The sequence below is a fragment of the Thioclava sp. GXIMD4216 genome (assembly GCF_037949285.1).
Classification (GTDB): domain Bacteria; phylum Pseudomonadota; class Alphaproteobacteria; order Rhodobacterales; family Rhodobacteraceae; genus Thioclava; species Thioclava litoralis.
Genome location: NZ_CP149928.1, coordinates 365,033 through 388,533 on the forward strand (window position 1 = coordinate 365,033; position 23,501 = coordinate 388,533).

16 protein-coding genes are annotated in these 23,501 nt (G+C 62.2%); 7 read left to right on the forward strand and 9 right to left on the reverse strand.

The features are described 5' to 3' along the window. The first annotated feature begins 3 nt into the window (after positions 1-3). From WDB88_RS17035 to WDB88_RS17065, 7 genes are all read left to right on the forward strand, one after another. Entirely contained in the window at positions 4-1,179 is a 1,176-nt protein-coding gene (locus tag WDB88_RS17035; protein WP_339109882.1) for a LysR family transcriptional regulator, read from the forward strand. 112 nt (positions 1,180-1,291) lie between these two features. Next, the gene (locus WDB88_RS17040) at positions 1,292-2,269 is read left to right on the forward strand and encodes a TRAP transporter substrate-binding protein (RefSeq protein ID WP_330629336.1); all 978 of its coding nucleotides are present in this window, start codon (positions 1,292-1,294) and stop codon (positions 2,267-2,269) included. A gap of 5 nt (positions 2,270-2,274) precedes the next feature. Further along, entirely contained in the window at positions 2,275-2,778 is a 504-nt protein-coding gene (locus WDB88_RS17045) for a TRAP transporter small permease (protein WP_330629337.1), read from the forward strand. Further along, positions 2,775-4,082 (forward strand): TRAP transporter large permease, encoded by a 1,308-nt coding sequence (locus WDB88_RS17050; RefSeq protein WP_339109883.1) that lies wholly within the window; start codon positions 2,775-2,777, stop codon positions 4,080-4,082. The genes WDB88_RS17045 and WDB88_RS17050 overlap by 4 nt, the downstream gene beginning before the upstream one ends. Positions 4,083-4,513: 431 nt before the next feature. Then, the gene (locus WDB88_RS17055; protein WP_339109884.1) at positions 4,514-5,083 is read left to right on the forward strand and encodes a sugar dehydrogenase complex small subunit; all 570 of its coding nucleotides are present in this window, start codon (positions 4,514-4,516) and stop codon (positions 5,081-5,083) included. A gap of 22 nt (positions 5,084-5,105) precedes the next feature. After that, positions 5,106-6,695 (forward strand): GMC family oxidoreductase, encoded by a 1,590-nt coding sequence (locus WDB88_RS17060; protein WP_330629340.1) that lies wholly within the window; start codon positions 5,106-5,108, stop codon positions 6,693-6,695. Positions 6,696-6,697: 2 nt separating this feature from the next. After that, on the forward strand, positions 6,698-8,170 hold the full coding sequence (locus WDB88_RS17065) for a cytochrome c (RefSeq protein ID WP_339109885.1): 1,473 nt from the start codon (positions 6,698-6,700) through the stop codon (positions 8,168-8,170). 270 nt (positions 8,171-8,440) lie between these two features. On the opposite strand, the gene WDB88_RS17070 is transcribed toward WDB88_RS17065, so the two are convergent. From WDB88_RS17070 to speB, 9 genes are all read right to left on the reverse strand, one after another. Continuing rightward, the gene (locus WDB88_RS17070) at positions 8,441-9,835 is read right to left on the reverse strand and encodes an oligosaccharide flippase family protein (RefSeq protein ID WP_339109886.1); all 1,395 of its coding nucleotides are present in this window, start codon (positions 9,833-9,835) and stop codon (positions 8,441-8,443) included. 108 nt (positions 9,836-9,943) lie between these two features. Next, the gene (locus WDB88_RS17075; RefSeq protein WP_339109887.1) at positions 9,944-12,892 is read right to left on the reverse strand and encodes a hypothetical protein; all 2,949 of its coding nucleotides are present in this window, start codon (positions 12,890-12,892) and stop codon (positions 9,944-9,946) included. A 233-nt stretch (positions 12,893-13,125) separates the two neighbouring features. Continuing rightward, positions 13,126-15,900 (reverse strand): calcium-binding protein, encoded by a 2,775-nt coding sequence (locus WDB88_RS17080; protein ID WP_339109888.1) that lies wholly within the window; start codon positions 15,898-15,900, stop codon positions 13,126-13,128. Positions 15,901-16,207: 307 nt separating this feature from the next. After that, the gene (locus WDB88_RS17085) at positions 16,208-17,602 is read right to left on the reverse strand and encodes a phosphomannomutase (protein WP_339109889.1); all 1,395 of its coding nucleotides are present in this window, start codon (positions 17,600-17,602) and stop codon (positions 16,208-16,210) included. A 9-nt stretch (positions 17,603-17,611) separates the two neighbouring features. Then, complete coding sequence (locus WDB88_RS17090; RefSeq protein WP_330629346.1) at positions 17,612-18,778, reverse strand: nucleotide sugar dehydrogenase; 1,167 nt, start codon at positions 18,776-18,778, stop codon at positions 17,612-17,614. A 5-nt stretch (positions 18,779-18,783) separates the two neighbouring features. Then, complete coding sequence (locus WDB88_RS17095; RefSeq protein WP_339109890.1) at positions 18,784-20,247, reverse strand: mannose-1-phosphate guanylyltransferase/mannose-6-phosphate isomerase; 1,464 nt, start codon at positions 20,245-20,247, stop codon at positions 18,784-18,786. Positions 20,248-20,540: 293 nt separating this feature from the next. Further along, a complete protein-coding gene (locus WDB88_RS17100) occupies positions 20,541-21,671 on the reverse strand; it encodes an acyltransferase (RefSeq protein ID WP_330629348.1) in 1,131 nt (376 codons plus the stop codon). Between the two features lie 350 nt (positions 21,672-22,021). Further along, positions 22,022-22,387 carry a RidA family protein gene (locus WDB88_RS17105; protein WP_339109891.1) on the reverse strand — a complete coding sequence of 122 codons (366 nt, stop codon included), beginning with the start codon at positions 22,385-22,387 and terminating at the stop codon, positions 22,022-22,024. A gap of 2 nt (positions 22,388-22,389) precedes the next feature. Next, the gene (gene speB / locus WDB88_RS17110; RefSeq protein ID WP_339109892.1) at positions 22,390-23,430 is read right to left on the reverse strand and encodes an agmatinase; all 1,041 of its coding nucleotides are present in this window, start codon (positions 23,428-23,430) and stop codon (positions 22,390-22,392) included. Positions 23,431-23,501 lie beyond the last annotated feature (71 nt).

Genomic DNA, 23,501 nt, shown 5'->3' on the forward strand with positions numbered 1-23,501 from the left:
GCAATGCTGGGCTCCAATCTGCGCCATTTGCGCGTCTTTCATGCGGTGGCCGAAACGGGCTCGGTGACGCGGGCGGCAGAGCTTTGCCTTGTGTCGCAACCCGCCGTGACACAGGCGATTGCCAAACTGGAAGCCGAGGCCGAACTGCCGCTGTTCCGGCGCACGTCACAGGGGTTTTTCCTGACCGAAGCGGGGGCACTGCTGGCGCGGCGCGGCAAACGCGCGCTGGACATGCTGGACGGGGCGCTGAACGAGATCGCCCCCCGCCTGCCACTCACCGCGACGCGGGCGCAGCTTCTGGCGCTGATTGCCACCTCGGAGGCGCAGAATTTCTCCTTGGCGGCCCGCCAGCTTGGCATTGCCCAGCCGACGGTGCATCGGGCCGTGACCCAGTTGGAACGCGAGGCGGGCAAGGCGCTTTTCCAGCGCAGTGCGTTCGGCATCGTGCCAACCCGCGCCTGCGCCATGCTGGCACGGATCGCGCGGCTGAGCTTTGCCGAACTGGATCAGGCGGTGTCGGAACTGGGTGATCTGGTGGGGCGCGAAGTCGGGGAGATCACCATCGGAGCGATGCCACTGGCGCGGTCGCACCCGATGCCGAAGGTGCTGGCGCGGTTTCGCGAAAAACGCCCGAATCTGCGGATCCGCATTATCGAAGGCACGTATGACGAGCTTCTGGGCCAGTTACGGCGGGGCGATCTGGACTTCCTGATCGGTGCGCTGCGCAGTCCCGCCCCCATCGAGGATGTGGTGCAGGAAAGGGTGTTCGACGATGATCTGGTGCTGCTGGCGGGCCATCACCATCCGCTCTTGCAGCGCCCGCTGTCTCTGGAGGTGCTGCGCCAGCAACACTGGCTGGTCACCCGCACCGGCACACCGACGCGCACCCAGTTCGACGCGATGTTCCATGCGGCGGGTCTGGCGCTGCCCGACAGCATTATCGAAACGGGCTCTGTCATCCTGATGCGCGAGATGATGGAAATTTCCGAGGTGCTGTCCTGTGTCTCGCATCTGCAGGCCCGCGCCGATATCGACCGCAAGCTGGTGGCGGTGCTGCCGTTCGCGGTGCCCCATTCCACCCGCGCCATCGGGTTGACCTATCGCCGTGACTGGATGCCGACGCCTGCGCAAAGCCTGATCATGGAAGAGATCCGGCAGGCCTCTGCCGAGGCGTTATAGCGTAAATTTATGAAGGGGCGCTTTCTTCTGATTGGTAGAGCCCCGATTTAAAATGTGATCTTTCAGGGCGAAGTAGCGCGGGGGGAGCCCGCTACACCAAGGGGAGGATGACATGAAAGCCGCTAATCTCTTGCTGGGTCTGATGATGGGATCCGGACTGGCCGTCACCGCACAGGCCGACGAAATGAAATTTGCCAATTTTATGCCTGCAGGGCATCCTTATGTGGCATCGACCTTCCAACCCTTTGCCGATCAGGTGGCGCAGGCCACCAAGGGCGATGTGACCGTCAAGCTGTATTCCGGCGGCGAACTGGGGGCAGGCCCTGCCGAGCAATATGGCCGTGTCGTGGACGGGGTGGCGGAATTCGCGGTCTCGCTTCCGGGCTATACCGCCTCGCAATTCCCGCTGACGCTGACCGCCGAACTGCCCGGACTGCTGGACGAGAAGACCGGCACGCAGGAGCTGAGCGCCCATCTCGACCTGTTCGCCAAGGAATACCGGCGCGCGCATCTGGTGGCGCTGTGGTCCAATGCCGAAAACATCCTGTTCACCGTGAAAAAGCCCGTTCATAGCCCTGCAGATCTGAAAGGGCTGAAGATCCGCGTGCCGTCGCGCAATACCGGCCGACTGGTCGAGGCATGGGGGGGCACGCCGGTCTCGATGCCGGTGTCCGAAATCTATAACAGCCTGCAGACCGGCGTGATCGACGGGGCGATGATCGATGGCACGGGGATCAATGCCTTCAAGCTGTCCGAGGTCACGAATTACATCACGATGGGCATGGAAACGACCATCTCGCCCTTCTTTATCCTGATGAACCGCGACGCCTATGCCGATCTCAGCGAGGCCGACCAGAAGGCCATCGATGCGGCAGGGCTGGAGGCGGCGAAGAACGGCCATGACAGCCAGCTTGCCGTTGCCAGCAAGGGGATCGCGGATTTCGCCGCCCTGCCCGGCAAGCAGGTGATCCATCTCACCCCCGAGGAAGCGTCCGCCTTTGACAGGCTGTCGGACGGGCTGGTGAAAACCATCGCGAAAGAAGAGGGCAAGGACGCCCAGCATATCGTTGACGTGCTTTCGGCGCAGTAACCGTGATGGAACCTGTATCTCGCCCGCTCTGGCTACAGATCTTCGACCGCGCCAATCTGGTTCTGGTGACCTTGGCAGGGGCCTTCCTGATGGTGGTGCTGGGACTGGTCTTTGTGGGGGTGTTTGCACGCTATGTCTTCAATGCCCCCATCCTTGGCATCAATGAGGTGGTGCAACTGGCCTCGGCGGCGGTGGTCATGTTGGCCCTGCCCTATTGCACCTCCTATTCGGGCCATGTCAGCGTGGATGTGCTGGACGGGGTCATCGGCGCATGGGGGCGCTTTCTGGGTGATATCGTCTCGCGCGTGCTGTCGTCTTTCGTGCTGTATATCCTGTGCACACGGGCCATCGCCAAGGCGGTGGATGCGTGGGACTACGAAGACACCACCAATATGCTGGGCCTGCCGCTTTGGCCGTTCTACGCGATCATCGCGGCGGGCGTGGCGCTGTGTATCGTGGTGATGGCCCTGCAAGCCATTGTTATTATGATTGAAAAGGTGCGCGCATGACCGATCTCTCTGTTGGCCTGCTGGGCATTGGCGGGCTCTTCCTGCTGATGATCTTCCGCACTCCGGTGGCGTTCGCCATGCTGATCGTGGGCTATTTCGGGCTATGGCAGCTTGAGGGCAACCGCACGGCGGGTGCCGTCACCCTGACCGAGACCTATTCGGCGGTGACCAATTATAACCTGATCGTGGTGCCCATGTTCATCTTACTGGGCAATATCTCCTCGGTCGCCGGATTCTCGCGCGCCTTGTATGATGCGGCCTTCGCATGGGTCGGGCGGTTCAGGGGCGGTCTGGCCTCGGCCTCGGTGCTGGGCTGCGCGGTGTTCTCGGCGGTGTCGGGCTCATCTGTGGCCACGGCGGTGACCATCGGCAAAGTAGCGCTGCCGGAGATGAAACGGCTGGGCTATGGCGATGCGCTCTCGACGGGGTCCATCGCCGCAGGCGGCACGCTGGGCTTCCTGATCCCGCCCTCGACCGGCTTCGTGCTCTATGCCATCCTGACGGAAGAATCCATTGGCCGCCTGTTCATGGCGGGAATCTTGCCGGGACTGCTGCTGATGGGCCTTTTCATCGGCACGATTGCCATCATCGCGACACTCTCCCCCGAAACCGGCCCGCGCGGCGCTCGGGTGCCGCTGACACGGCGTCTGGCCCTGCTGGGGCGGGCGATGCCGCTTCTGTCGATCATCGGCATCTCCATTGGCGGGATCTATGCGGGGATCTTCACGCCGGTCGAGGCCTCTGCCATCGGAGCGGGGCTGGTGACCCTGCTGGCCTTCGTGATGCGGGCCATCAGCCTGCGCACCTTCCGCGATGCCCTCTTCGAGACACTGAAGACATCGGCCATGCTCTATATGGTCGTGATCGGGGCCAATGTCCTCAACCCGTTTCTGGCGGTCACCCATATCCCCGAAACGTTGGGCCATGCGCTGGTATCGATGGAGATCGGCCCCTATGGCACGCTGGCGCTGATCCTGCTGGGCTATATCGTGCTGGGCATGTTTCTGGACGGGCTGTCGATGCTGGTGGTCACCATTCCGATCGTCTTTCCGGTCATCGTCCAGCTCGGGTTCGATCCGGTCTGGTTCGGGGTCGTGGCGGTGATCGTGATCGAAATGGGGATGATCACCCCGCCGGTCGGGCTGAACGTCTTTGTGGTCAAGGGGGTCGCAACCGATGTACCGATGGCCACCGTTTTCAAGGGGGTCACGCCGTTCCTGATGGCGATGGTGCTGGGGCTTTTGCTGATCATCCTGTTCCCGCAGATCGCCCTGATCGTGCCCAATTCGATGTTCGGGCAATAACGGCGGCCTGTTCGTTCCGAACCAGGGCGCGGCACCGGAACACGACCGGTGCCGCGCCTTTTTCTGTGCGGATGAATCAGCCCCGCCGGTAGCGACAGGACCTGTAAGGCCTCGGAAAAGGTGCCCATCTGCTGTGCAATTCCCCGCAGGCCGCAAATGGCGCGACACAAAATAGCGCGATCAAAGCGTGATCCATCCCGTATCTTTCGCACTCGGGATGCGTTTTGATATTTTGAGCAAAGATATAATAAGCCCGCCAATAACACCCTTGATGTTAGCGCAAAATCACTACAATCAGCAGGCAAGGCAAGGTTTTTCACGTCTTTCGCGCGCACGCGTGATCTCCTGAACGCGGATGGCATCGGGCAGATCCTGCAAGGGCCGCGGCGCCAACAGACGCGAAACCTGACCCAAACGAGAAAGGTACACTCATGATTTCCTCATTGTATGAGAGGACAGGACACGAGGCCGATGGGGCGGCTTCCGGTCGTCTGACGCGCAGGCATCTTCTGGGAAGCGCAACCGCCATGCTGGCCGCTGCGGCAATGCCGGCGGCGGTCGGGGCTGCGGTGACACAGCCGCTTGATGCAGACGGGTTTACCCGCCTGTCGCAACTGCTGACCGGCCGCGAGACCCTGTCGCCTGTGGTGGGCGCGCGCGCCCTTGCCGCGTTGTCGCAAGACGATGACGCTTTCGCCGCCCAGGCCGCCGAGCTTGCACAGGCCATCGAGGCCGCCGGTTTTTCGGATATGCGGCAGTTCAACAGCTTTGCCGAGGCCAATCCGGCGCTGCGTCCGGTGGCAATGAAGATCATCTCTGCATGGTATCTGGGCTATACCGGAACCCCGTCGATGAACACCACCAAAGACGATGCCCAGTTCGTATCCTATGCGGAAGCTCTGATGTACGAGCCCACCCGCGATGCAACGGTGATCCCCAGCTGGTCGCGCGGCCATTCCAATTACTGGAAAAACCCGCCCGCCTTCATGACCGGCAAGTAACAAGTTTTCGAAAGCAACCCAAATGGCAACTGAATTTGACGCCGACGTTATCGTCGTCGGCTCCGGTGCTCTAGGCAGCAATGCGGCATATGAACTCGCAAGTCGCGGCAAATCCGTGATCATGCTGGAGGCCGGCGAATGGATCCCGCGCTGGAAAGTGGTCGAGAATTTCCGCGCCTCGCCGCGCAAAGGCAACCATAACGACCCCTATCCGAACGCCCCTTGGGCGCATACCTCCTTTGACGGGGACTATCTTGAAAACACCGGCAGCTTCGAATTCAAGCCCGGTATGCTCAAGCTGGTGGGCGGCACCACATGGCACTGGGCGGCGGCCACATGGCGCTATATCCCCAATGACATGAAGCTGAAGACGCTCTATGGCGTGGGCCGCGACTGGCCGATGGACTATGACGAGCTGGAGCCGTGGTATACCAAGGCCGAATACAATCTGGGTGTGGCCGGTTCCGATACCGAGGACCAGTCGGGCCGCGGCGGCGATAGCGCCTACCCGCCCCGCTCGAAACCCTATCCGGTGCCGCCCGAGGCCGAAACCTATTACTTCCAGCGTCTGAAGGCGCGGATCGGGGCCGAAGGCTATAACTTCCTGCATGAGCCCAATGGCCGCACCAACCAGCCGTGGGACGGGCGTCCGGCCTGTTCGGGCAACAATAACTGCATGCCCGTCTGCCCCATCGGGGCGATGTATTCGGGCGATGTCCATGCTCGCCATGCACAGAAGGCCGGGGCCAAGATCCTGACCGATGCCACCGCCTACAAGCTGGAAAAAGGCGAGGGCGGCAAGATTGCGGCGGTGCATTACCGCTCGTCCAAGGGCGATGACGTGCGCCTGACGGCCAAGTATTTCATCATTGCCTGCCACGGTCTGGAAACGCCGAAGCTGCTGCTGCTGTCGGATGTGGCCAACAGCTCGGATCAGGTCGGGCGCAACCTGATGGACCATAGCGGCATGGGGCTGCAATTCCTCGCTGATGAACAGCTCTGGCCGGGCCGCGGTCAGGTGCAACAAGGCGGCATTTTCAACCTGCGCGACGGCGATTTCCGCCGCGAGCATTCCGCCGTCAAACATGCGCTGACCAATACCGTGCCCAACCGCGCCATTGCCGAGCGCCTTCTCAAGCAAGGGGTCGTCGGGCCGGAGCTGGACGAGCGTATCCGCGACATGGCCGCACGTTGGGTGGATGTCTCGACCGTGTTCGAGATGCTGCCGCATCCGGAAAACCGCGTGACACCGTCGCAGAAGAAGGATGCTTTGGGCATTCCGGGACTGAGCGTGCATTATGACGTGGATGATTACGTCAAGGCGGGCGCGGTCAAGGCCAAGGAGAACTTCGCCGATTTCGTCCGCATCATGAATGGCGAGGTCATCGAGGATGATACCGGGTTCCAGAACCGCGACCATATCATGGGCACCGTCATCATGGGCGACGACCCGAAGGACTCGGTCGTGAACCACGAATGCCGCACATGGGATCACCCGAACCTCTTCATGGCCACGACCGGCGTCATTCCGGCCTCGGGTGTCATCAACCCGACCCTGCCCGGCGTCGCACTGGCGCTGCGTTCAGCCGACATCATCGCGCGGGAGATCTGATCATGCGTTACAGTCTTGTTCTGCCCCTTGTTCTGGCAGGGGCGCTGCCCGCCGCAGCCGACGGTCTTTATACCGGCGGTCCGGACGCCGCGCCCGATCTGGTACAGCGGATTGCCGACGACAGCACGCTGGGCACGGAGGCGCTTCTGTCACCGGAGGGCGATCTGATCGCGCAGGGTCGCTATATCGCGACCGCAGCCGATTGCGCTGCCTGTCACACCGCACCGGGTGGCAAGGATATGGCGGGCGGCTATGCGATCGCCTCTCCGATGGGAGCGATCATCGCCTCCAATATCACGCCCTCGAAAGAGTTCGGGATCGGCAACTGGTCCGAAGAGCAGTTTGCCAAGGCGCTGCGTCAGGGCGTCGCGCCGGACGGGCATCTCTATCCGGCCATGCCCTATACCGCCTATGCGGGCATGACCGATGCGGATGTGCACGCGCTCTACAGCTATCTGATGCAACAGGTGCAGCCGGTTGATGTCGCGCCTGCGCAGCAGACACAGCTTGGCTTCCCCTATGACCAGCGCTGGCTGATGGCGGGCTGGAACCTGATGTTTGCCGGCGGCACACCGGCACAGGCCGCCGATGTCGCACCAGGTGCCGAGGGGCGCGGGGCCTATCTGGTCAATGTGCTGGGGCACTGCCAGACCTGCCATACCCCGCGCAACCTGCTGATGGGCGAGACCTCTTCGGCCTATCTGGGCGGGGCGGATCTGAATGGCTGGCACGCCCCCAATATCACCTCCGACAAGATTTCGGGGATCGGCGGCTGGAGCAAGGACGAGATCGTGTCCTACCTGCGCAGCGGGGCCGCACATGGCAAGGCACAGGCGGGCGGCGCAATGGCCGAAGCCGTCGGGAAAAGCTTCCGTCACCTTTCGGATGCCGATCTCGAGGCGATTGCGGACTATCTGAAAACCGTGCCGGCCATCCATGCCGAGGGCCAGACCATTCCCTCTTATGGCGTGACCAAGGCGGCAGATGTGCAGATGATGGCCTTTGATGCGCCCATCGATCACGCGCCGCGGGCTATGGCCGATGGCAGCTCGACCGACGGGGCCGAGATCTATGCGGGCGCCTGCTCGAGCTGCCACCAGCTGGACGGCGCAGGTACCGCAGACCAGTTCTACCCCTCGCTGAGTGCCAATTCTGCAACGGGCGGGCTGTCGGCGGCCAATCTTGTGATGGCCGTGACCAATGGCATCCATCGCGAGACCAATGGCTATACTGTCTCGATGCCCGCCTTTGGCGACACGCTCAGCGATCCGCAGATCGCGGCGGTCTCGAACTATGTCCTGACCAGCTTCGGCAACAAGGATCTCAGCGTTACCGCACAGGATGTGGCCCAGATGAAAGCCGGTGGTCCCACGCCTTGGCTGCTGCGCGCCACACCTTGGTTGCTGGGCGGGGCCGTGCTTGTTCTGGTGCTGCTTCTGGCGGCTCTGATCGGTGTGATCCGCCGCAAACGCTAACGGGTCTGCTGGCCTCCGGTCATCGCCGGAGGCCACGCGCTCCCCAAAAACACAAGCCCGAACGCGCAGGACAAACGGCGCGTTCGGGCTTTTTCATAGGCAGTCCCATACGCCTTTGGCAGCTCCGGAGGGCGTTTGCGAAAACTCTGCACAAGCACCCTGCCCGAAGACCGCGCGAGGTGCAAACCGCCCTCCTGCCCGCCATGACAGGGCAAGAAGGCTCGTTGTGTCCAAATGCCGGAAGGCCCGCAAACGGCGCCTGCCTCACGCTCAGGTAGCGATCGCCCAGCCCGCAGCCGCCAGCACCTGCCGGATGAACGGCCCGACAGACCCCCACCAATACCACGTCGCCAAAGCGGTGATCGCCCAGCCCAAGGCCAGCGCACCGATATCACCGATCGGGTCCCATGCCTGATAGCGCCGCAGAAGCTTGGCGCGGAACGGATAGACGCACAGCACCACGCCGACCGGCGCGAAGATCGCCCCCAGCAGGCCGAACCACGCCACGCCCACCAGCAAAAACACCAGTTGCAGCGCGGCAGACAGCGAGGTCAGGAAGAAGTGGTTGCGGCTGTCGCCTTTCGACAGATAGGCCCCGTCATACATCGACACAGAGATCTGTGCCGCCATAGAGAACCCCATCAGCACCACGATCGGACCGGCCTTGATGTATCGCTCGTCATACATCACGCCGATCAGCCCGACCCCGCCCAACGAAATCGCGCAGGCCAGACAGAGCGTGAACAGCCGTGTCAGCCGCCGCGCCCGATGGACCTTGCGGCGGTTCTCTGCGGATTGATCCATCGGAAAACGGCGATAGAGCGGGAAGATCACCTTGCCGCCCGCCTGCTGCGCCAGCAGAAGCGGGATGCTGGCCACCGTATAGGCAATCGTGTAGATCCCCAGATCGCCCAGCGGAATATGCGCCCCCAGAATGGCACGGTCGCTCTGGTTGACGATGAAACCGGCAATCGAGCTGAGAAAGATGAACTTGCCGAAACGGATCAGCTCCTGCGCGGCGGGTTTGTCCCAATGGAAGCGGTTCGCAGGGCCCTTGAGCATGACATGCTGCGCCGAAACCTTGAACACCGCGGCGCAGACCCCGCCAATCACCAGCGCCCAGACATCGCGCCAGATGAACGTCAGCACGACCGTCACAATCAGCCCTGCAAATTGCGCGGCCAGCTCGGTCATCACCTGCACACCAATCTGCAGGTTCCGGTTGGCCACGGCGATCTTGGTGGTGGTGAAGCCCGTGATCACCGCCGTCAGGGCCGCGACCGGCATCAGCTCCATCAGGCGCGGCTCGTGGTAAAGCTGGGCGGCAGGCCATGCCAGAGTGCAGGCAATGGCCCAAAGCAGCACCCCGCGCAGGATCTGCACGGTCCAGGCGGTGTTCAGGAACTCGGGCTCTTCCCCGCGTTTGTTCTGGATGATCGAGGCGTTGATCCCCAGATCGGAAAACATCTGCAGGCCGGTCAGGAACACCTGCACCAACGCCATAAGGCCGAACGCTTCCGGATAGAGAAGCCGCGTCAGGATCAGGTTCGAGCCAAGCCGCAGCACATTCTGCCCGCCGAACCCGACAACCACAAAAGCCGAAGACCGCATCGACCGCGCCTTGACGCTATCGCCCCGGATGAGCTCTCCGATTTTGCCGCGCATGGATATTCCTTTTCATGGTCCCCGCAATTTCCGGGGGCTGCCGTTCTGAAATCTTGGTAAGCTTTTCATCCGCTTTCACGGCGGGGACAAGGCCTGCCGCGCGCCCGATCACCCTTGCGCAGCGTCAAATACGTAAACAAAAGCCTCTGCCGGTGGTAGATCGGCGATATTCAGCCTCAATTTTCCGCTTTTGTCGGAAACAAGGTCCGGTTGTGGCTCCGCCACCAGCTTCGCCTCGGGGGCCAGATAGTTGCTGGCCCGATATCCACCCTCCATCCGGTAGCGCGTCACCTTGGGGCCGGTGCCTGCGGGCAGATCCACCGTCAGGGCCAGATGGCCATCCTGACCTTTCGGGATCTGCGGCAGCAGGCGCGAGGTCACCACCACCACCAGACGCGACCCGCGGCGCAGCGCATAGGCCCCGACCATCGGCACATCCTCACGTGCGGCCCGCCGCGCCATTTTGGGGATATCCATGCGGGGCAGGTCCGTGCCACGCACCTCCAGCATCTGCGCCCCCCCGGCCTCCGGCCCCTCCAGCACCAGCCGGTTGATCAGGGCCAGCCAGTCCCATGACGGATAGGCCTGCCCGCCATGATCCCAGCGCGCATGCGACGACCATGTGCGCCCTTCGCCGAAGGTAAAGAAATTCTGCACCTTATAGCCATCCGCAGCCTGCAGCAGAAACGCATCCAGCGTCGCAGTGCCCGCCACCACCCCTTTCATCGCCAGTTCCTGCTGGGCGGCCTGATCGGCACTGACCTTCCGCCCGTTCAGCCCGTTGATCGTATAGCCCGGCCCGGCCTCATAAGTCCCCAGAGCCAAGGGCCGTTTCCGTCCGCGGTCCAGCTGGCGCAGATCCTTCCCGTAGCGCTGCGCATTCGGCCCCCCCATCTGTGGCCCGAAACTGAGAATGGTCGCGAAATTGGCATCATTCGGGCGGACCACGCCCTCGCCCTGATCCCAACCGCCGATATATTCGGCATGGGTCAGCTCGGCGCTATGCGGCGAATGCGCGGCGGCATCCGGCCCGTAATCGCTGCCATTGAACCCGCCCAGCACAGGGATCAGCTCGGGTTCCAGCGCGGCCCAATAGGGGCTCTGGCGCAAGATGGACAGCACATATTCCTGATAAAGCCCGTAGACATCGCCATTGGAATACTGCGCACCGGTTGTGGCATCGCGCATCTTCGGAAAGGTCCAGGGCGCAAAAAGCCGGTTCCATGTCTCGTTGCCCAATTCCAGCCGGATATGCGGGAAACTGTCGGTCCACGGGGCAGGATGGCCTTGGGCTGCGCGCTTGTCTGCCATCGGGCCCGCGCCCTCCGGCCCTGCCAGATATTCCGCCAGCCCCAGCCATTCCGCGCGGGACAGATGCGGTTCGATCTGGAGCCAGGGCGACATGCCCGCCGCCGCAATCCCCTTGAGGCTCTGGTCCAGTGTCGCCGTTCCGGGCAGATTGCTGGACCCGCCGGTATTGGTCAGTTGCGCCAGATCATAGCTATCGCGCCCCGTGCGCACCAAAGCATGGGTACGCAGATCCGACATACCCGACAGCTTCAGACGCGCCAGATCTTCGGGGCTCCAGTCCAGAAAACCCGCATCGGTGGCATAGATCCGCAGATTGTCCAGATCGACAGCCCCCTGCCCCGAAAGTTCCAGCTGGATCGCGCCGGGCTTGTCGCCCTGATAGATGCGGTCGGGGCGGAACTCGACGCTATAGCGCGTCCAGCCATCCTTGATCTGCAATGCGGCGGGCAGGCCCGTCACGCCCAGCTTGGCCAGCGGCCCCTGCAGGACAAATCGCGCCTTCACCCCCGGATCGGCACGCATCCAGACTTCGGCGCGATAGGTCTTTTCGGGGTTGAGCACCGGATAGAACGCCTGCCCCGCACCGGAATGGTTGTAATTGCCCAAAGCGGTTTTGCCGCCCGTAAGATCAAGGTGCAGATAGCTCTGGCCGCCAGCGCCTGCCGCCATACCGGCGGGCTGCTTGCCATCCCACATGCGCAGAGACCACGGCTGGCGGCCCTCCCATAAGGCCCGCCCGATCCCGTTTGGCGCAAGCAGACGACGGGCGGGCCAAGAGGTCCATTCGGCATCGGTGACAAGCGCATCGCGCCCGCGCCCCGCAAGATTGGCACGCACGATCACCAGATCTCCGGCCTTCACCGAGGCCCCTGCCTTGTCAAAGACCAGCGCATAGCCCTTCTGGGCCTCGGGGGCCGTGTCCGAGCTTTCGACCACATAGCCTGTCGCGCCGCTCTGGGCCGCCCAGCTGAGCTGCGCCAGACCGGAGGCGGTCAGCCGCGCCGCCAGACGCGGTGCCGAAAGCCGTGACGCATGATCCATGCGCAGGTCCGCCCTGGCCAGTTGGGGACGCGGTGCCTTACCTGCAGTTTTGGGCACATTCACCACCGCGACATTGGACGGCTCCGACAGGCGCCCCGCCGCATCCACCGCACGCAGCCGGAAATATCGCGCCGATCCGGGGCGGGCGTCCTGTCCCAGATCCAGTTGCACACTGGTCTGCGTGCCGCGCAGCATCCGTCCCTCCGCCAGCGGCAGGAACCCGCTGGCATGGAACCCGCCCTGCGCCACATGCCCCAGCCGCACCGAGCGGAACTGGCCGTTCTCGATCCGCAGCACTTCAAGCTCGGCCCCGTCCAGCGCCCCGTCACGCAGGAGGCCATTGGCCGAAATCTTGGCGGGGTCCGCACTCACCCGATCCGTGGCATCCCGTGTTGCCGTCAACATGGTGCGGTAGATCGTGGGTTCGAACCCCATCGGTGCCAGATCCGCGCCATTGCCGAAATCGCCCACCGTCGCGGTAAAGGGGTGCAGATCCTGCTGCAGCACCTGCGGGCTTACCGTGATCTCCGGTCCGGCATGGACCGCCCCCGCCAGAACACTCCCCGACAGAACGCCGCCCGCCAGCAGCCCGCCCAGCGAAACGGCCCCGAGAACCAGATGCCGGAGGCCATACCAGACCCGCCCGCCATCAGGCAGACGGGGCATACGGGAAAAACCGGACAGGGAAAGGCGCGACAGGATCATGGGGCATTCCAGAAAGCAGAGCGAAAGAGCGACAAACAAAAAGCACATAGGACCGGTCGGCAGAGCAGCAAGACCGCTTGCCTCCCCGCCTGCAAAGGTCACAGCTTTCCACGCGTCCGCGCGATTGTAAACGCGCAAAGGGTGCGGTTTCCCGCACCCTCACCTGCCGTTGATCGCCCTTGATAAGACCGCCTGATCCGGTCGGAGCACGGCGCAAAGCCGCCCTCTTCGCGCTATTCGAAAATCCAGTCGGCATCTTCGAGGCTGCATCCCGCAAACAGGATCGAATCCGTGCCGTTGCTTAGCAAAAGCCCCTCATCCGTCTCGCTCAGAGCCGAGGCAAGATCGGAAACGCCTTCCATGAAATCGCGCAGGATCAGGATATCCTCATCGGTGAAATCGGTGATGGTATCCTGCCCCGTGCCCTGATCGAAGATGAACTGGTCCACCCCCGCACCGCCGGTCAGCAGATCATCGCCCGTGCCGCCCACCAGACCGTCGGCACCGTCGCCGCCCAACAGGGTGTCATTGCCCCCGCCGCCCTGTATCCAGTCGTTATCAGCGCCGCCATCCACAAAGTCATTGCCGTCGGACGTGTTGATCGTATCGTTGCCCGCCCCGCCATAGACCACATCATCGGCACTGCGCATGTTGAAGCTATCCGCCCCCTGCGAACCGATGACCTGATCCACATCCAAAGCCACATCCCCCAGCATCTGCGCGGTGATCAACGCGCTGCTGGTCAGGGCCACCTTGCCGGAATCAAGGCTGTTTTCATTGGTCGTCCAGTAGCTGATCCCGAATTCCTGCCCGTCCACCGTCGCGGTACTGCCCCTTTCGGCGTAGAAATAGTTCTGCGAATCCTGCAACCCCAATTCCTTGCCAAGCGCGCTATAGCGGTTGATCGCGCTGATCGACTGCCCTTCGGTGAGATCCGACAGATCCAGAATATTTTCCGTGGCCACCACTTCGGTCTCGTCAGCCAGCGGTTCGTTGACTGCGGTCGATCCGGCCTCCTCGACAAGCGCTGCGGCCACCAGATCCGGCTCTGCGGCGGCAATCTCGACATCCAGACCCACGACAGTATCGTCGAACTGCAATTCCTCGACATCGCGGATGTAGTCCAGCCCGTCGGCCCCCTCGACCAGATAGACGCCATCGCCCTCGGCGGTGATGGTGTAATCGGCAAAGTTCCCCGACAGGATCAGACGGTCCGTGCCTTCCCCGCCATTGATGCCGTCATTGCCCGCGCCGCCCACAAATGTGTCATCGCCATCGCCACCAATCAGGTAATCCTCCTGATCGGTGCCGATCAGAATGTCATCCTCGGCGGTGCCGCGGGCCACGATCCCCTGCAGATATTGCGTGCCGCCGGTGGCTTCCCACCATGTATCGCTGATCTCGTTCAGCTCGGTCAGCAGATCGGCGCGTTCATTGCTGTCGGAGAGGTTGGCATAAAGCCCCCAAGAGCCATAGGCCGTCACCGTCGAGGCTTCCTGATACTGCATAAAGGGCCCGTCGGACACAGCGGACCACAGGTCGAACGCGGTCTGATACATCTCGGCCATTTCCGGCGTGCGCACCAGTTCGGCCATGAAATCGATCAGGAGGGTCCGCTCGTCGGCGCTCAACCCCGTGGTCGAGAACCAGCTGAACAGATGCTGCCCGCCCTCATAGGCCACAAGTTCCAGCCCCGCATCATGAGCAAGCTCGGCCTGCTTGGCCCAAGCCGCTGCCAGCGTCGGGATCGAATAGCTTTGTGACGGGTCCATCGTCAGCGCGACGATATAATCGATCGCCGCCTGCGTGCCCTGCGTCTGCAGCAAATCCAGCACCGCGGTGCGCCCCGCAGTGGTCTGCAGCGGGTTGGTGCCGAAGTAATTGGTGATCGCGAATTCCTCGAACAGCTCGGACGGATCGACATAGGCATCCGGCTCGTTCTCGGCCCAGGCCGAGGCCTCCAGCAAGCGGGCCGTGCGCCATGTGTTATTAGCCTGACCGGACAGCACATTGACCAGACGGTCATCGGCCTCCTCGCCAAAGACCTCCTCCCAGATCTGCGCCACCTGACTGGCCATCTTCACATAATAGGCATCCTTGGCTTCCTGCCCGGTCAGCCCCCATTCGGACAGGGCCTGCTCGGCCAGCCACGCATTGACGGCGTAATCGGTGTTCCAGGCCTCGTTCGAATATTCCACCCGCACCACCAGATCCGGATCGAGATTGTCGCGCACATATTCCGCAAAGGCGCGGATATAGCTCTCATCCGCCAGATAGGGGATGGAAAACCACGGGTCCGCCCCGACCTCATTGGCCAGCCGCACCATATCCTCCAGCGAGGCATCGGTGGTCAGCCCGCGCTCGTCGGTGGAAATCTTGAGATCCTCCACCGTGACCGCCGTCGAGCTGTTGGTGTTGAGCCAGTCCATGAAGCGCAACTGGCGGGCATCGTCGATCAGGTTGATCCAGTCGGGGTTATAGACCGCCCCTGCCTGAAACAGATCATAATTCTCCTCGGCCACCACAGTGACATCACGGATGTAATCGCCCGTGCCTTCGGGGTCGGTCTCGGTGATGGTCAGGGTCCAGCTGTTTCCGGACACATTCTCGAAGACAATCTTGCCATCCTCGTTCGACAGGATCGTCACATCGCCCTGAAGTTTCAGCGTCCCCTCGCCCTCGTATTCCACGATATAGACGCCGGCCCGTTGCTCGGCCAGGGCCGCATCCGCCGTCGAGGAGGTGGTCCAGTCGAACACCGTACCGATCCCGTCCGCCCCTTCGGGAATTTCCGTAGGCCAGCCGTTCTCGTCGAAAATACCTGCCTCGATCGCCTCCGACAGGCTACCTCCACCCCAGACACCGTCTTCATGGACAAGCCATTGCCGCATCATCTTCATCTGATCGAGAAACTGCGAGGCAGAATTCCAATCGGTGATACGCGACAAATTGAAAGCCAGTGTCGGATTATCATTTCCGGTCGCGGAAATGGTCGAATAGCTCGTCATCGGGCAGGCCCTTTCTGGTCTCGGAACAAGGAGTGGTTTCAAAATCCGTGAGACGCAGGCGCACCGGTGGAGATACGTCTACGTGAGAACAGGCTGCATGCGCGCGGCGCTAAAGCCGCGTCATGTTCGTGGCGATTATTGGGCGGATCGCGACAATTAATCCAAACTATGCGCGTATTTTCTGCAGTATGGATATGCCTTTTGCATCCTCAGGTTGTGCGCCGCAACCGAGTAGATATTACGCAAAAGCCAATAAAAAAAGGGCCATGCCGCGACGGCATGACCCCCTTTTTTGCAATTTCCATCATCAGCCCATATGGTCGGATACGCGTTCCATAACCGAAGGCACCAGATCCTGCGCCGCTTGGGCGGTTCCGGCCTGGGCATAGATGCGGAATTCGGGCGCATTCCCCGAGGGCCGCAGATGCACGACAGCGCCCGAGGTGAAATTCACCCGAAGCCCGTCGGTCAGGTCGATATCGGCAATCGGGCCTTCGGGCGCGAAGAAGGCGGCCCGCGCCTGCATATCGGTGCTCAACCGGCTCAGGAATGCCCCCGCCTTGTCACGGTCGATATCCTGCAAGCGGTCTGCGGCGGTAAAGCAGGGCGGCAGCGCCGCAACCAGCGCCGCCAGCGACAGGCCCGCCGCACGCGCGGCAATCAACGGCACCACGATCGGCAACAGGCTGTCACGCGTCATCAGCGGCGCAAGCGGCTGGCGCTGCTGTGCCTCGAACCCCAGAAGGAAGCCGCCATTGGCTTCAAAACCACATATTTTCGCCTGCGGGTCCCGATCACGTGCGGCCTCCATGCCCGCAATCACGAAGGGCGAGCCGATCTTGGTCAGATGCACGTGACGGAATTCGGGGATCTGGCGCACCATGTCATTCGACGACACAGGCGTGACGATCACCTCGGCGCCCAGATAGCGCGCGCTCAGCACGCCCAGAATATCGCCCGGCACGACATTGCCCGCCGCGTCGGTCAGCATCGGACGGTCGGCATCGCCATCGGTCGAGATCACCGCATCCAGCCCGTACTCGCTGCACCATTGCGCCAACTGGTGGCGGGTCCCGGGGTCCACGGCCTCGGTATCGACGGGAATGAAGACATCGGAGTTGGCAAGCGGCACGATCTCGGCCCCCAGCCCCGCCATCACGGCCTCCATGACATCGCGCGCCACCGAGGAATGCCGGTAAACACCGACGCGCAGCCCCGCCAGCGCCTGCGCGCCGAAGCCCTGCACATAGCGCGCGATATAGGCGGCACCGGCATCGGGGGCCGGACGCGCCTGCCCGCCGCTGCCCTGCGGCTTGCGCCCCGCCGCGCGGGCTGCCTTGATCGCGGCCTCGTCGGCTTTGGAAATCTCGCCTTCGGGGATGTAGAATTTCAGCCCGTTGCGATCTGCCGGAATATGGCTGCCAGTGACCATCACGGCGGCACAGCCCACCGCCATCGAGGCCATCGCCAGAGACGGCGTGGGCTGCGCCCCGCAATCCACCGTATCCATGCCCACCGCCTGTGCGGCAGCAATGACGGCGGCGGCAATCTCGGGCGAGGACGGGCGCAGGTCACGCCCGACATAAAGCGCGCGTCCCTGCGGACAGGCCACAAGAAACGCTTCGATATAGGACGCCACAAGATCGGGCGTCAGCTCCGTCACAAGGCCACGCAGGCCCGACGTACCAAAAGCGGGTGCCATCCTCGTTCCTTAATCCGCGTGGAAGAGATCGCGCGTGAAGATCTTGGCCTCGACATCGCTGATATCATCCGTGATCCGGTTGGCCACGATCACATCCGCCTCGCGTTTGAAGGCCGCCAGATCATTGACGACGCGCGAACGGTAGAATTCGGGCTCGTTCAGCACGGGCTCATAGACGATGACCTCGACGCCCTTGGCCTTCAGCCGCTTCATGATGCCCTGGATCGAGGACTGGCGGAAATTGTCCGAACCCGCCTTCATCACCAGACGGTAGATACCCACGACTTTCGGGCCGCGCATCAGGATCTGGTCCGACAGGAAGTCCTTGCGCGTGCGGTTGGCATCCACGATGGCGCGGATCAGGTTCTGCGGCACCTGATTGTAATTGGCCAGAAGCTGCTTGGTATCTTTCGGCAGGCAATAGCCGCCATAGCCGAAGGAGGGGTTGTTGTAATGGCTGCCAATCCGCGGGTCGAGACCGATGCCTTCGATGATCTGGCGGCTGTCCATGCCCCCTGCCATCGCATAGCTGTCAAGCTCGTTGAAATAGGCCACGCGCATCGCAAGATAGGTATTGGCGAAAAGCTTGATCGCCTCGGCCTCGGTCGGACCGGTGAACATGACCGGCACGTCCTTCTTGATCGCGCCGCCCAGCAGCAGGTCCGCGAAGATCTTGGCGCGCTCGCTCTCTTCGCCCACGATGATCCGCGAGGGGTAGAGATTGTCGTAAAGCGCGCGGCCCTCCCGCAGGAATTCCGGCGAGAAGATCACCTGCTGGGTGTCCAGCTCTTCGCGGATATCCTGCACATAGCCCACCGGAATCGTGGATTTCACCACGATGGTCGCCGTCTTGTTGACCGCGATCACCTGCTTGATCACCGAATTCACCGAAGAGGTATCGAAATAGTTCGACTTGGTGTCATAATTGGTGGGCGTCGCGATGATCACATAATCCGCCCCCTCATAGGCCGGACCCGCCTCGGTCGTGGCCACCAGATCCAGATCCTTGTTGGCCAGATAGTCTTCCAGCTCACGATCCTCGATCGGGGATTTCTTGTTATTGACCATCTCCACGCGGCGGGCATCCACATCGACTGCCACCACCGCGTTGTTCTGCGCCAGAAGCACAGCATTCGACAGGCCTACATACCCAAGGCCAGCAACAACAATTTTCATCCGGATTATCCTTTTTCACCCTGCCCGCGGGAATAAATATCCTCGTAGCGCACAATATCATCCTCGCCGACATACGAGCCGGTCTGCACCTCGATCAACACCATCGGCACCTTGCCCGGGTTTTCCATACGGTGCACCGATCCCAAGGGGATATAGACCGACTGGTTCTCGGTGACGAGGGTCACTTCGTCATCAATCGTCACCCGCGCGGTGCCTTCGACCACGATCCAGTGCTCGGAGCGGTGGAAATGGCTTTGCAGGCTGAGCGCCGCCCCCGGATGGACATGGATACGCTTCACCTGAAAACGCGCGCCCACCACAAGGCTTTCGAACCAGCCCCACGGGCGATGGTCTTTCGGGAAATGCGTCGCCTGTTGCGATTTCTTGGCCTTGAGCGCATCCACCGCCTTTTTCACATCCTGCGCGCAGTTCATATCGGCCACCAGCACGGCGTCATTCATCGCGACCGCCATGATGTTCTTCAGGCCGATGCCCACGACTTCCAGACGGTCGCTATCGGAACGCAGCAAGCTGTCCTCGCAGTCGATCGCGGTGGCCGCCCCCGAGAGCCCGACCCCGTTCTCGTCGCGCGCCCCTTCGCGCCAGACGGCATCCCAACCGCCCAGATCAGACCAGCCCGCCGAGAACGGCACGACCGATAGGTTTCCGGCTTTTTCCATCACCGCATAGTCGATGGAAATATCCTTGGCCCCCGCCCAAGCGGTCGGGTCCAGCCGCAGGAAGCCCAGATCGGGCTGCGCCTCGGTCACCGATGCCTGTACCGGCGGGATCAGATCGGGGGCATGGGTTTCGAAAGCGGCAATGATATCCGCCGCGCGGAACAGGAAGATGCCCGCATTCCACAGATAGGTGCCTGCGGCCAGCATCTCGGCGGCGCGGGCGGCATCGGGCTTTTCGACAAAGCGCTTGAGCGCGACAGGATCGGTGCCGGATGGCGTGCCGGTCAGCTCCAGATACCCATAGCCGGTTTCGGGGCGGTCGGGCGTGATGCCGAAGGTCACCAGATTGCCCTGCGCAACCGCCGCAAGCCCCGCCTCGACGGCGGCGCGGAAGCTGTCCCCGTCGGGGATGACGTGATCGGAGGGCGAGACCAGCAGGATCGCCTGCGGGTCCTTGGCCTGCGCATGAAACGCCGCCGCCAGCACGGCGGGGGCGGTATTGCGCCCCTCGGGCTCGATCATGATCGCACCCGGATCAATGCCTGCCTCGGCAAGCTGCTCGGTCACGATGAAACGGAAATCGGAATTGGTCAGCACCACGGGCGCTGCGAAATCCATAGTCCCGACCGCACCGACCATCCGCTTTGCGGAAGACTGGAACAGGGTTTCTTCCCCGACCAGTGGCACGAATTGCTTGGGGTAGGATTTACGTGATAGCGGCCACAGCCGCGTCCCCGACCCTCCCGCTAGAATAACGGGAGTGATCTTTTGACGGGAAAAGACAGTCATGAGAAAGTCCTTGGATAAACTCAGGCTTTTGGCCAAGAAACCCCACCTTGCGAGAAATGCCAAGAGCACTCGCCCGAAAGAGGATGAAAAAACCGTAGGGTAAAATGGTATTTGCGGGGTTTGCAGCCGCTTTCGGTGCCGTTTTGCTTATAGAACGGCACCGATGCGCCAAGATCCGCCGCGTGATGCCCAACAGGCGGGCAGCGCCCGAATGACAGCCCCCGCCACAAAACCATAAGTTGAATCACCTGCGCCCTCCCCGACGAACGGGACAGGCCGCGTGTGCCGCCACGTCAGCGCGAGGGAAGCTCCTGTTCGGACGTGCCAGAGGCGGGGGCGGTATGTGCCAGAACGGTCGGGCGATGCCTGGAGGGCCCCTTGCCCGTCATCAGAAGCCGTGCCACCGGCACATGCCGTGCCATATGTTGCAGCAGCCATGCGGTCACAAAAGACAGCGGATAATTCAGCAAGAACAGGAACAGGAACACACGGTCATTATCGGTGATCCCGAGATGGTCGAGAAGTCGCATATAAAGGATCGTCACGATCCAATGCGAGCAGAACATGAAGAACATGTAGGGCTCGCACCGTCCCAGCAGATGCGACACGGCAGGTTTCGTGGCCAGCGATAGGCAGACCCGCCACATCAGCATCGAAATCGCCAGACGGTGCAGAATGTCGCTCAGGGTTTGCGGCAGATAGCTGCGCCCCGTCCACAGATCCAGAAGATGTGCCGCATAGACGATCCCGATCAGCCAGAATGCAGGACGCGGCGGGGCCTTGGCAAATAGCGAGATCGCGACGCCAAAGAGAAAGAAAATGAAGATGCGGGATTTGATGAAGATCGGCAGCATCGGCAGATGCAGGTTATTCACTCCCCATGCGGCCACGTAGACCGCCAGCAGCACCCCCAGAAGCAAGGCCGGCGCATGTTTGCCCAAGGGCCAAAGCGCCAGCAAGACAACATTGCAGACCAGAAGATCGCGCAGGAAATACAAGGGTGTATTGGCGGGCATCTCGGTCAGGGCGGTGAACCAGCTGATGCGTTGCAGCCAGTCTGTCTGTGCCAGAGCCGCCTGTAAAGCCGCAGGGCTATAGGCCAGAAGCAGGACGAAACTGACAGAACACCAGAACAGCAGCGGAATGCCCAGCCGCGCCAGTTTGGAACGCAGGATCTTGGTGCGGGCGCGGCCCGAGGACATCGCCTGCGTGACCAGAAACCCCGAAACGATACTGAGCAGCGGCACGCTGGCACGGCCGAATTCATCCAGCACCAACCAGATCAGCCCATGCTCGAGCCGCGTCAGCGGCAGGGCAAGAAGCGTATTGATCCCCGGTGCGAAATGGATCCCGATCATCAGGGTGATACAGAGCACCCGCGCCAAACGGATCGCAAGCGAAGAAGTCGTGTCAAGATGGGCCATGAAACCTGTGGGATCCGTTAAAATGGACAACGTGGGCGGGAAGAGTTCAACAATATGCTCGGGAGCACAAATAACAGCCCCGACATTAACCATTCTGCCACGGCTTGCCCATGCCCTTCCATACCCAAATGCGATATTTCCGGAACGGCATTTCCCTCCTTGGTTGCAAAATGCGCAAAAACTGCCCATGCGCCCATCCCCGACGCGCGCTGCGGGATTGCACCGCCGGAGCGCGACGCTTTCTTATGCTTCGGGCGTTCCAAGTCCAGGCGATGGCGGCGCGCGCCATCAGGACAACAGCCGCAAGTCATCTTGCGGCTGTTGCGTGTCTTCACACTATCGCTTCGCGGTTATGCCGCCGCATCGTCGCCCTGCGCCGCAAGGATCAGGATCTCGACGCGATACTCCTCTGTCGCCAGCCGTGCCTCGCCGCAGGCGCGTGCGGGCGGATGCTCGGGGTCGATCCAAGCATCCCAGACCGCATTCATATCGGCAAAATCGGCCATATCCGCCAACCAGATCTGGGCTGACAGAATGCGGGATTTCGAGCTGCCCGACTGCCCGAGCAGGGTCTCGACACGGGCCAGCATATCGGCGGTCTGGGCGGCCACTGTGGCCCCTTCGCCCACCTGCCCCGCCAGCCAGACCAGACCGTTGTAAATGACGGCCTCGCTCATGCGGGGGCCGGGCTCAAGACGTGTAATCGGAGGAAACATGATTATCCTTTGGGAAGTGACGGAGAAAACTGCATGAGGCTGAGGATCTCGAACAGCATCTGGGCCGCGTTCTGCGCGGTATTCGTGGTGCTGTCATAGGCCGGAGCCACCTCGACGACATCCGCACCGACGATATTGGCCCCCTTGAGGCCCCGCAGCAGACGCAACACTTCGCGCGGGGTCAGGCCACCAACCTCCGGCGTCCCTGTTCCGGGGGCGAATGCCGGATCGAGACTGTCGATGTCGAAACTCAGATAGGTCGGGCCGGTGCCGATCACCGCACGGGCACGAGCGATGATGTCGGGCAGCGATGCCTCGGTGATTTCCTGTGCGGGAATGACCGTCATGCCCGACAGGGTCGAGAATTCCCAGATATATCCCGCCGCCCCGCGAATACCGATCTGGATGGTCCGCTCCGGGTCCAGAACCCCTTCCAGGACGGCATTGCGGAACGGGCCGCCATGATGGAACTTCTCGCCCTCATAGGCCCCGCCCGTATCGCAATGCGCATCAATATGGATCATCCCCACAGGGCGTTCCCGCCCGATGGCCCGCAAGACCGGCAGGCTGACCGAGTGATCCCCCCCGACCCCCAGCGGCAAGGCCCCCGACGCGACAATCCCCGCCACGAATGTCTCGATATCCTCATGGCTCCGCGTCAGGTCGAAGCGGCTGCGGAAGGGCACATCCCCGATATCGGCCACCGCCATCTCGTGCACGGGCGCGCAGACCAGCGCATCGTTATAGGGGCCTATCCGCTCGATCGCGCGCAGCGCGCGCGGACCGAAACGTGCGCCATTGCGATTGGTCACGCCCAGATCCATCGGCATCCCGTAAAGCGCGACCTGAAGCCCCTCGGCGCTTCCATCCGCCCGTGCGGGGGCATCCAGCAAGGTCGGCAGGCCGGCATAGGGCGCGGTGCGGCGCCCCTGCGGATCAAAGATCTGCGCCGCAATCCGGCGGAAATCCGGATCGACCATCTCGCCGCCATTCGTATTGCAGAACTGCTGGCGCAGCTTTGCAAGTTTTTCGTCATTCCACATGGGTCCATTCCGGCAAACTGTCTTTATGCGGCCTATCCTAGCGGCGGCAAAAGTTTCTTAAACTTGCAAGA

Coding starts and splice junctions, on each gene's coding strand:
- speB (WP_339109892.1), bottom strand. CDS start 23,430: ATGTGGAATGACGAAAAACTTGCAAAGCTGCGCCAGCAGTTCTGCAAT.
- WDB88_RS17060 (WP_330629340.1), top strand. CDS start 5,106: ATGGCAACTGAATTTGACGCCGACGTTATCGTCGTCGGCTCCGGTGCT.
- WDB88_RS17075 (WP_339109887.1), bottom strand. CDS start 12,892: ATGATCCTGTCGCGCCTTTCCCTGTCCGGTTTTTCCCGTATGCCCCGT.
- WDB88_RS17070 (WP_339109886.1), bottom strand. CDS start 9,835: ATGCGCGGCAAAATCGGAGAGCTCATCCGGGGCGATAGCGTCAAGGCG.
- WDB88_RS17080 (WP_339109888.1), bottom strand. CDS start 15,900: ATGACGAGCTATTCGACCATTTCCGCGACCGGAAATGATAATCCGACA.
- WDB88_RS17090 (WP_330629346.1), bottom strand. CDS start 18,778: ATGAAAATTGTTGTTGCTGGCCTTGGGTATGTAGGCCTGTCGAATGCT.
- WDB88_RS17095 (WP_339109890.1), bottom strand. CDS start 20,247: ATGACTGTCTTTTCCCGTCAAAAGATCACTCCCGTTATTCTAGCGGGA.
- WDB88_RS17105 (WP_339109891.1), bottom strand. CDS start 22,387: ATGTTTCCTCCGATTACACGTCTTGAGCCCGGCCCCCGCATGAGCGAG.
- WDB88_RS17085 (WP_339109889.1), bottom strand. CDS start 17,602: ATGGCACCCGCTTTTGGTACGTCGGGCCTGCGTGGCCTTGTGACGGAG.
- WDB88_RS17045 (WP_330629337.1), top strand. CDS start 2,275: ATGGAACCTGTATCTCGCCCGCTCTGGCTACAGATCTTCGACCGCGCC.
- WDB88_RS17065 (WP_339109885.1), top strand. CDS start 6,698: ATGCGTTACAGTCTTGTTCTGCCCCTTGTTCTGGCAGGGGCGCTGCCC.
- WDB88_RS17100 (WP_330629348.1), bottom strand. CDS start 21,671: ATGGCCCATCTTGACACGACTTCTTCGCTTGCGATCCGTTTGGCGCGG.
- WDB88_RS17050 (WP_339109883.1), top strand. CDS start 2,775: ATGACCGATCTCTCTGTTGGCCTGCTGGGCATTGGCGGGCTCTTCCTG.
- WDB88_RS17035 (WP_339109882.1), top strand. CDS start 4: ATGCTGGGCTCCAATCTGCGCCATTTGCGCGTCTTTCATGCGGTGGCC.
- WDB88_RS17040 (WP_330629336.1), top strand. CDS start 1,292: ATGAAAGCCGCTAATCTCTTGCTGGGTCTGATGATGGGATCCGGACTG.
- WDB88_RS17055 (WP_339109884.1), top strand. CDS start 4,514: ATGATTTCCTCATTGTATGAGAGGACAGGACACGAGGCCGATGGGGCG.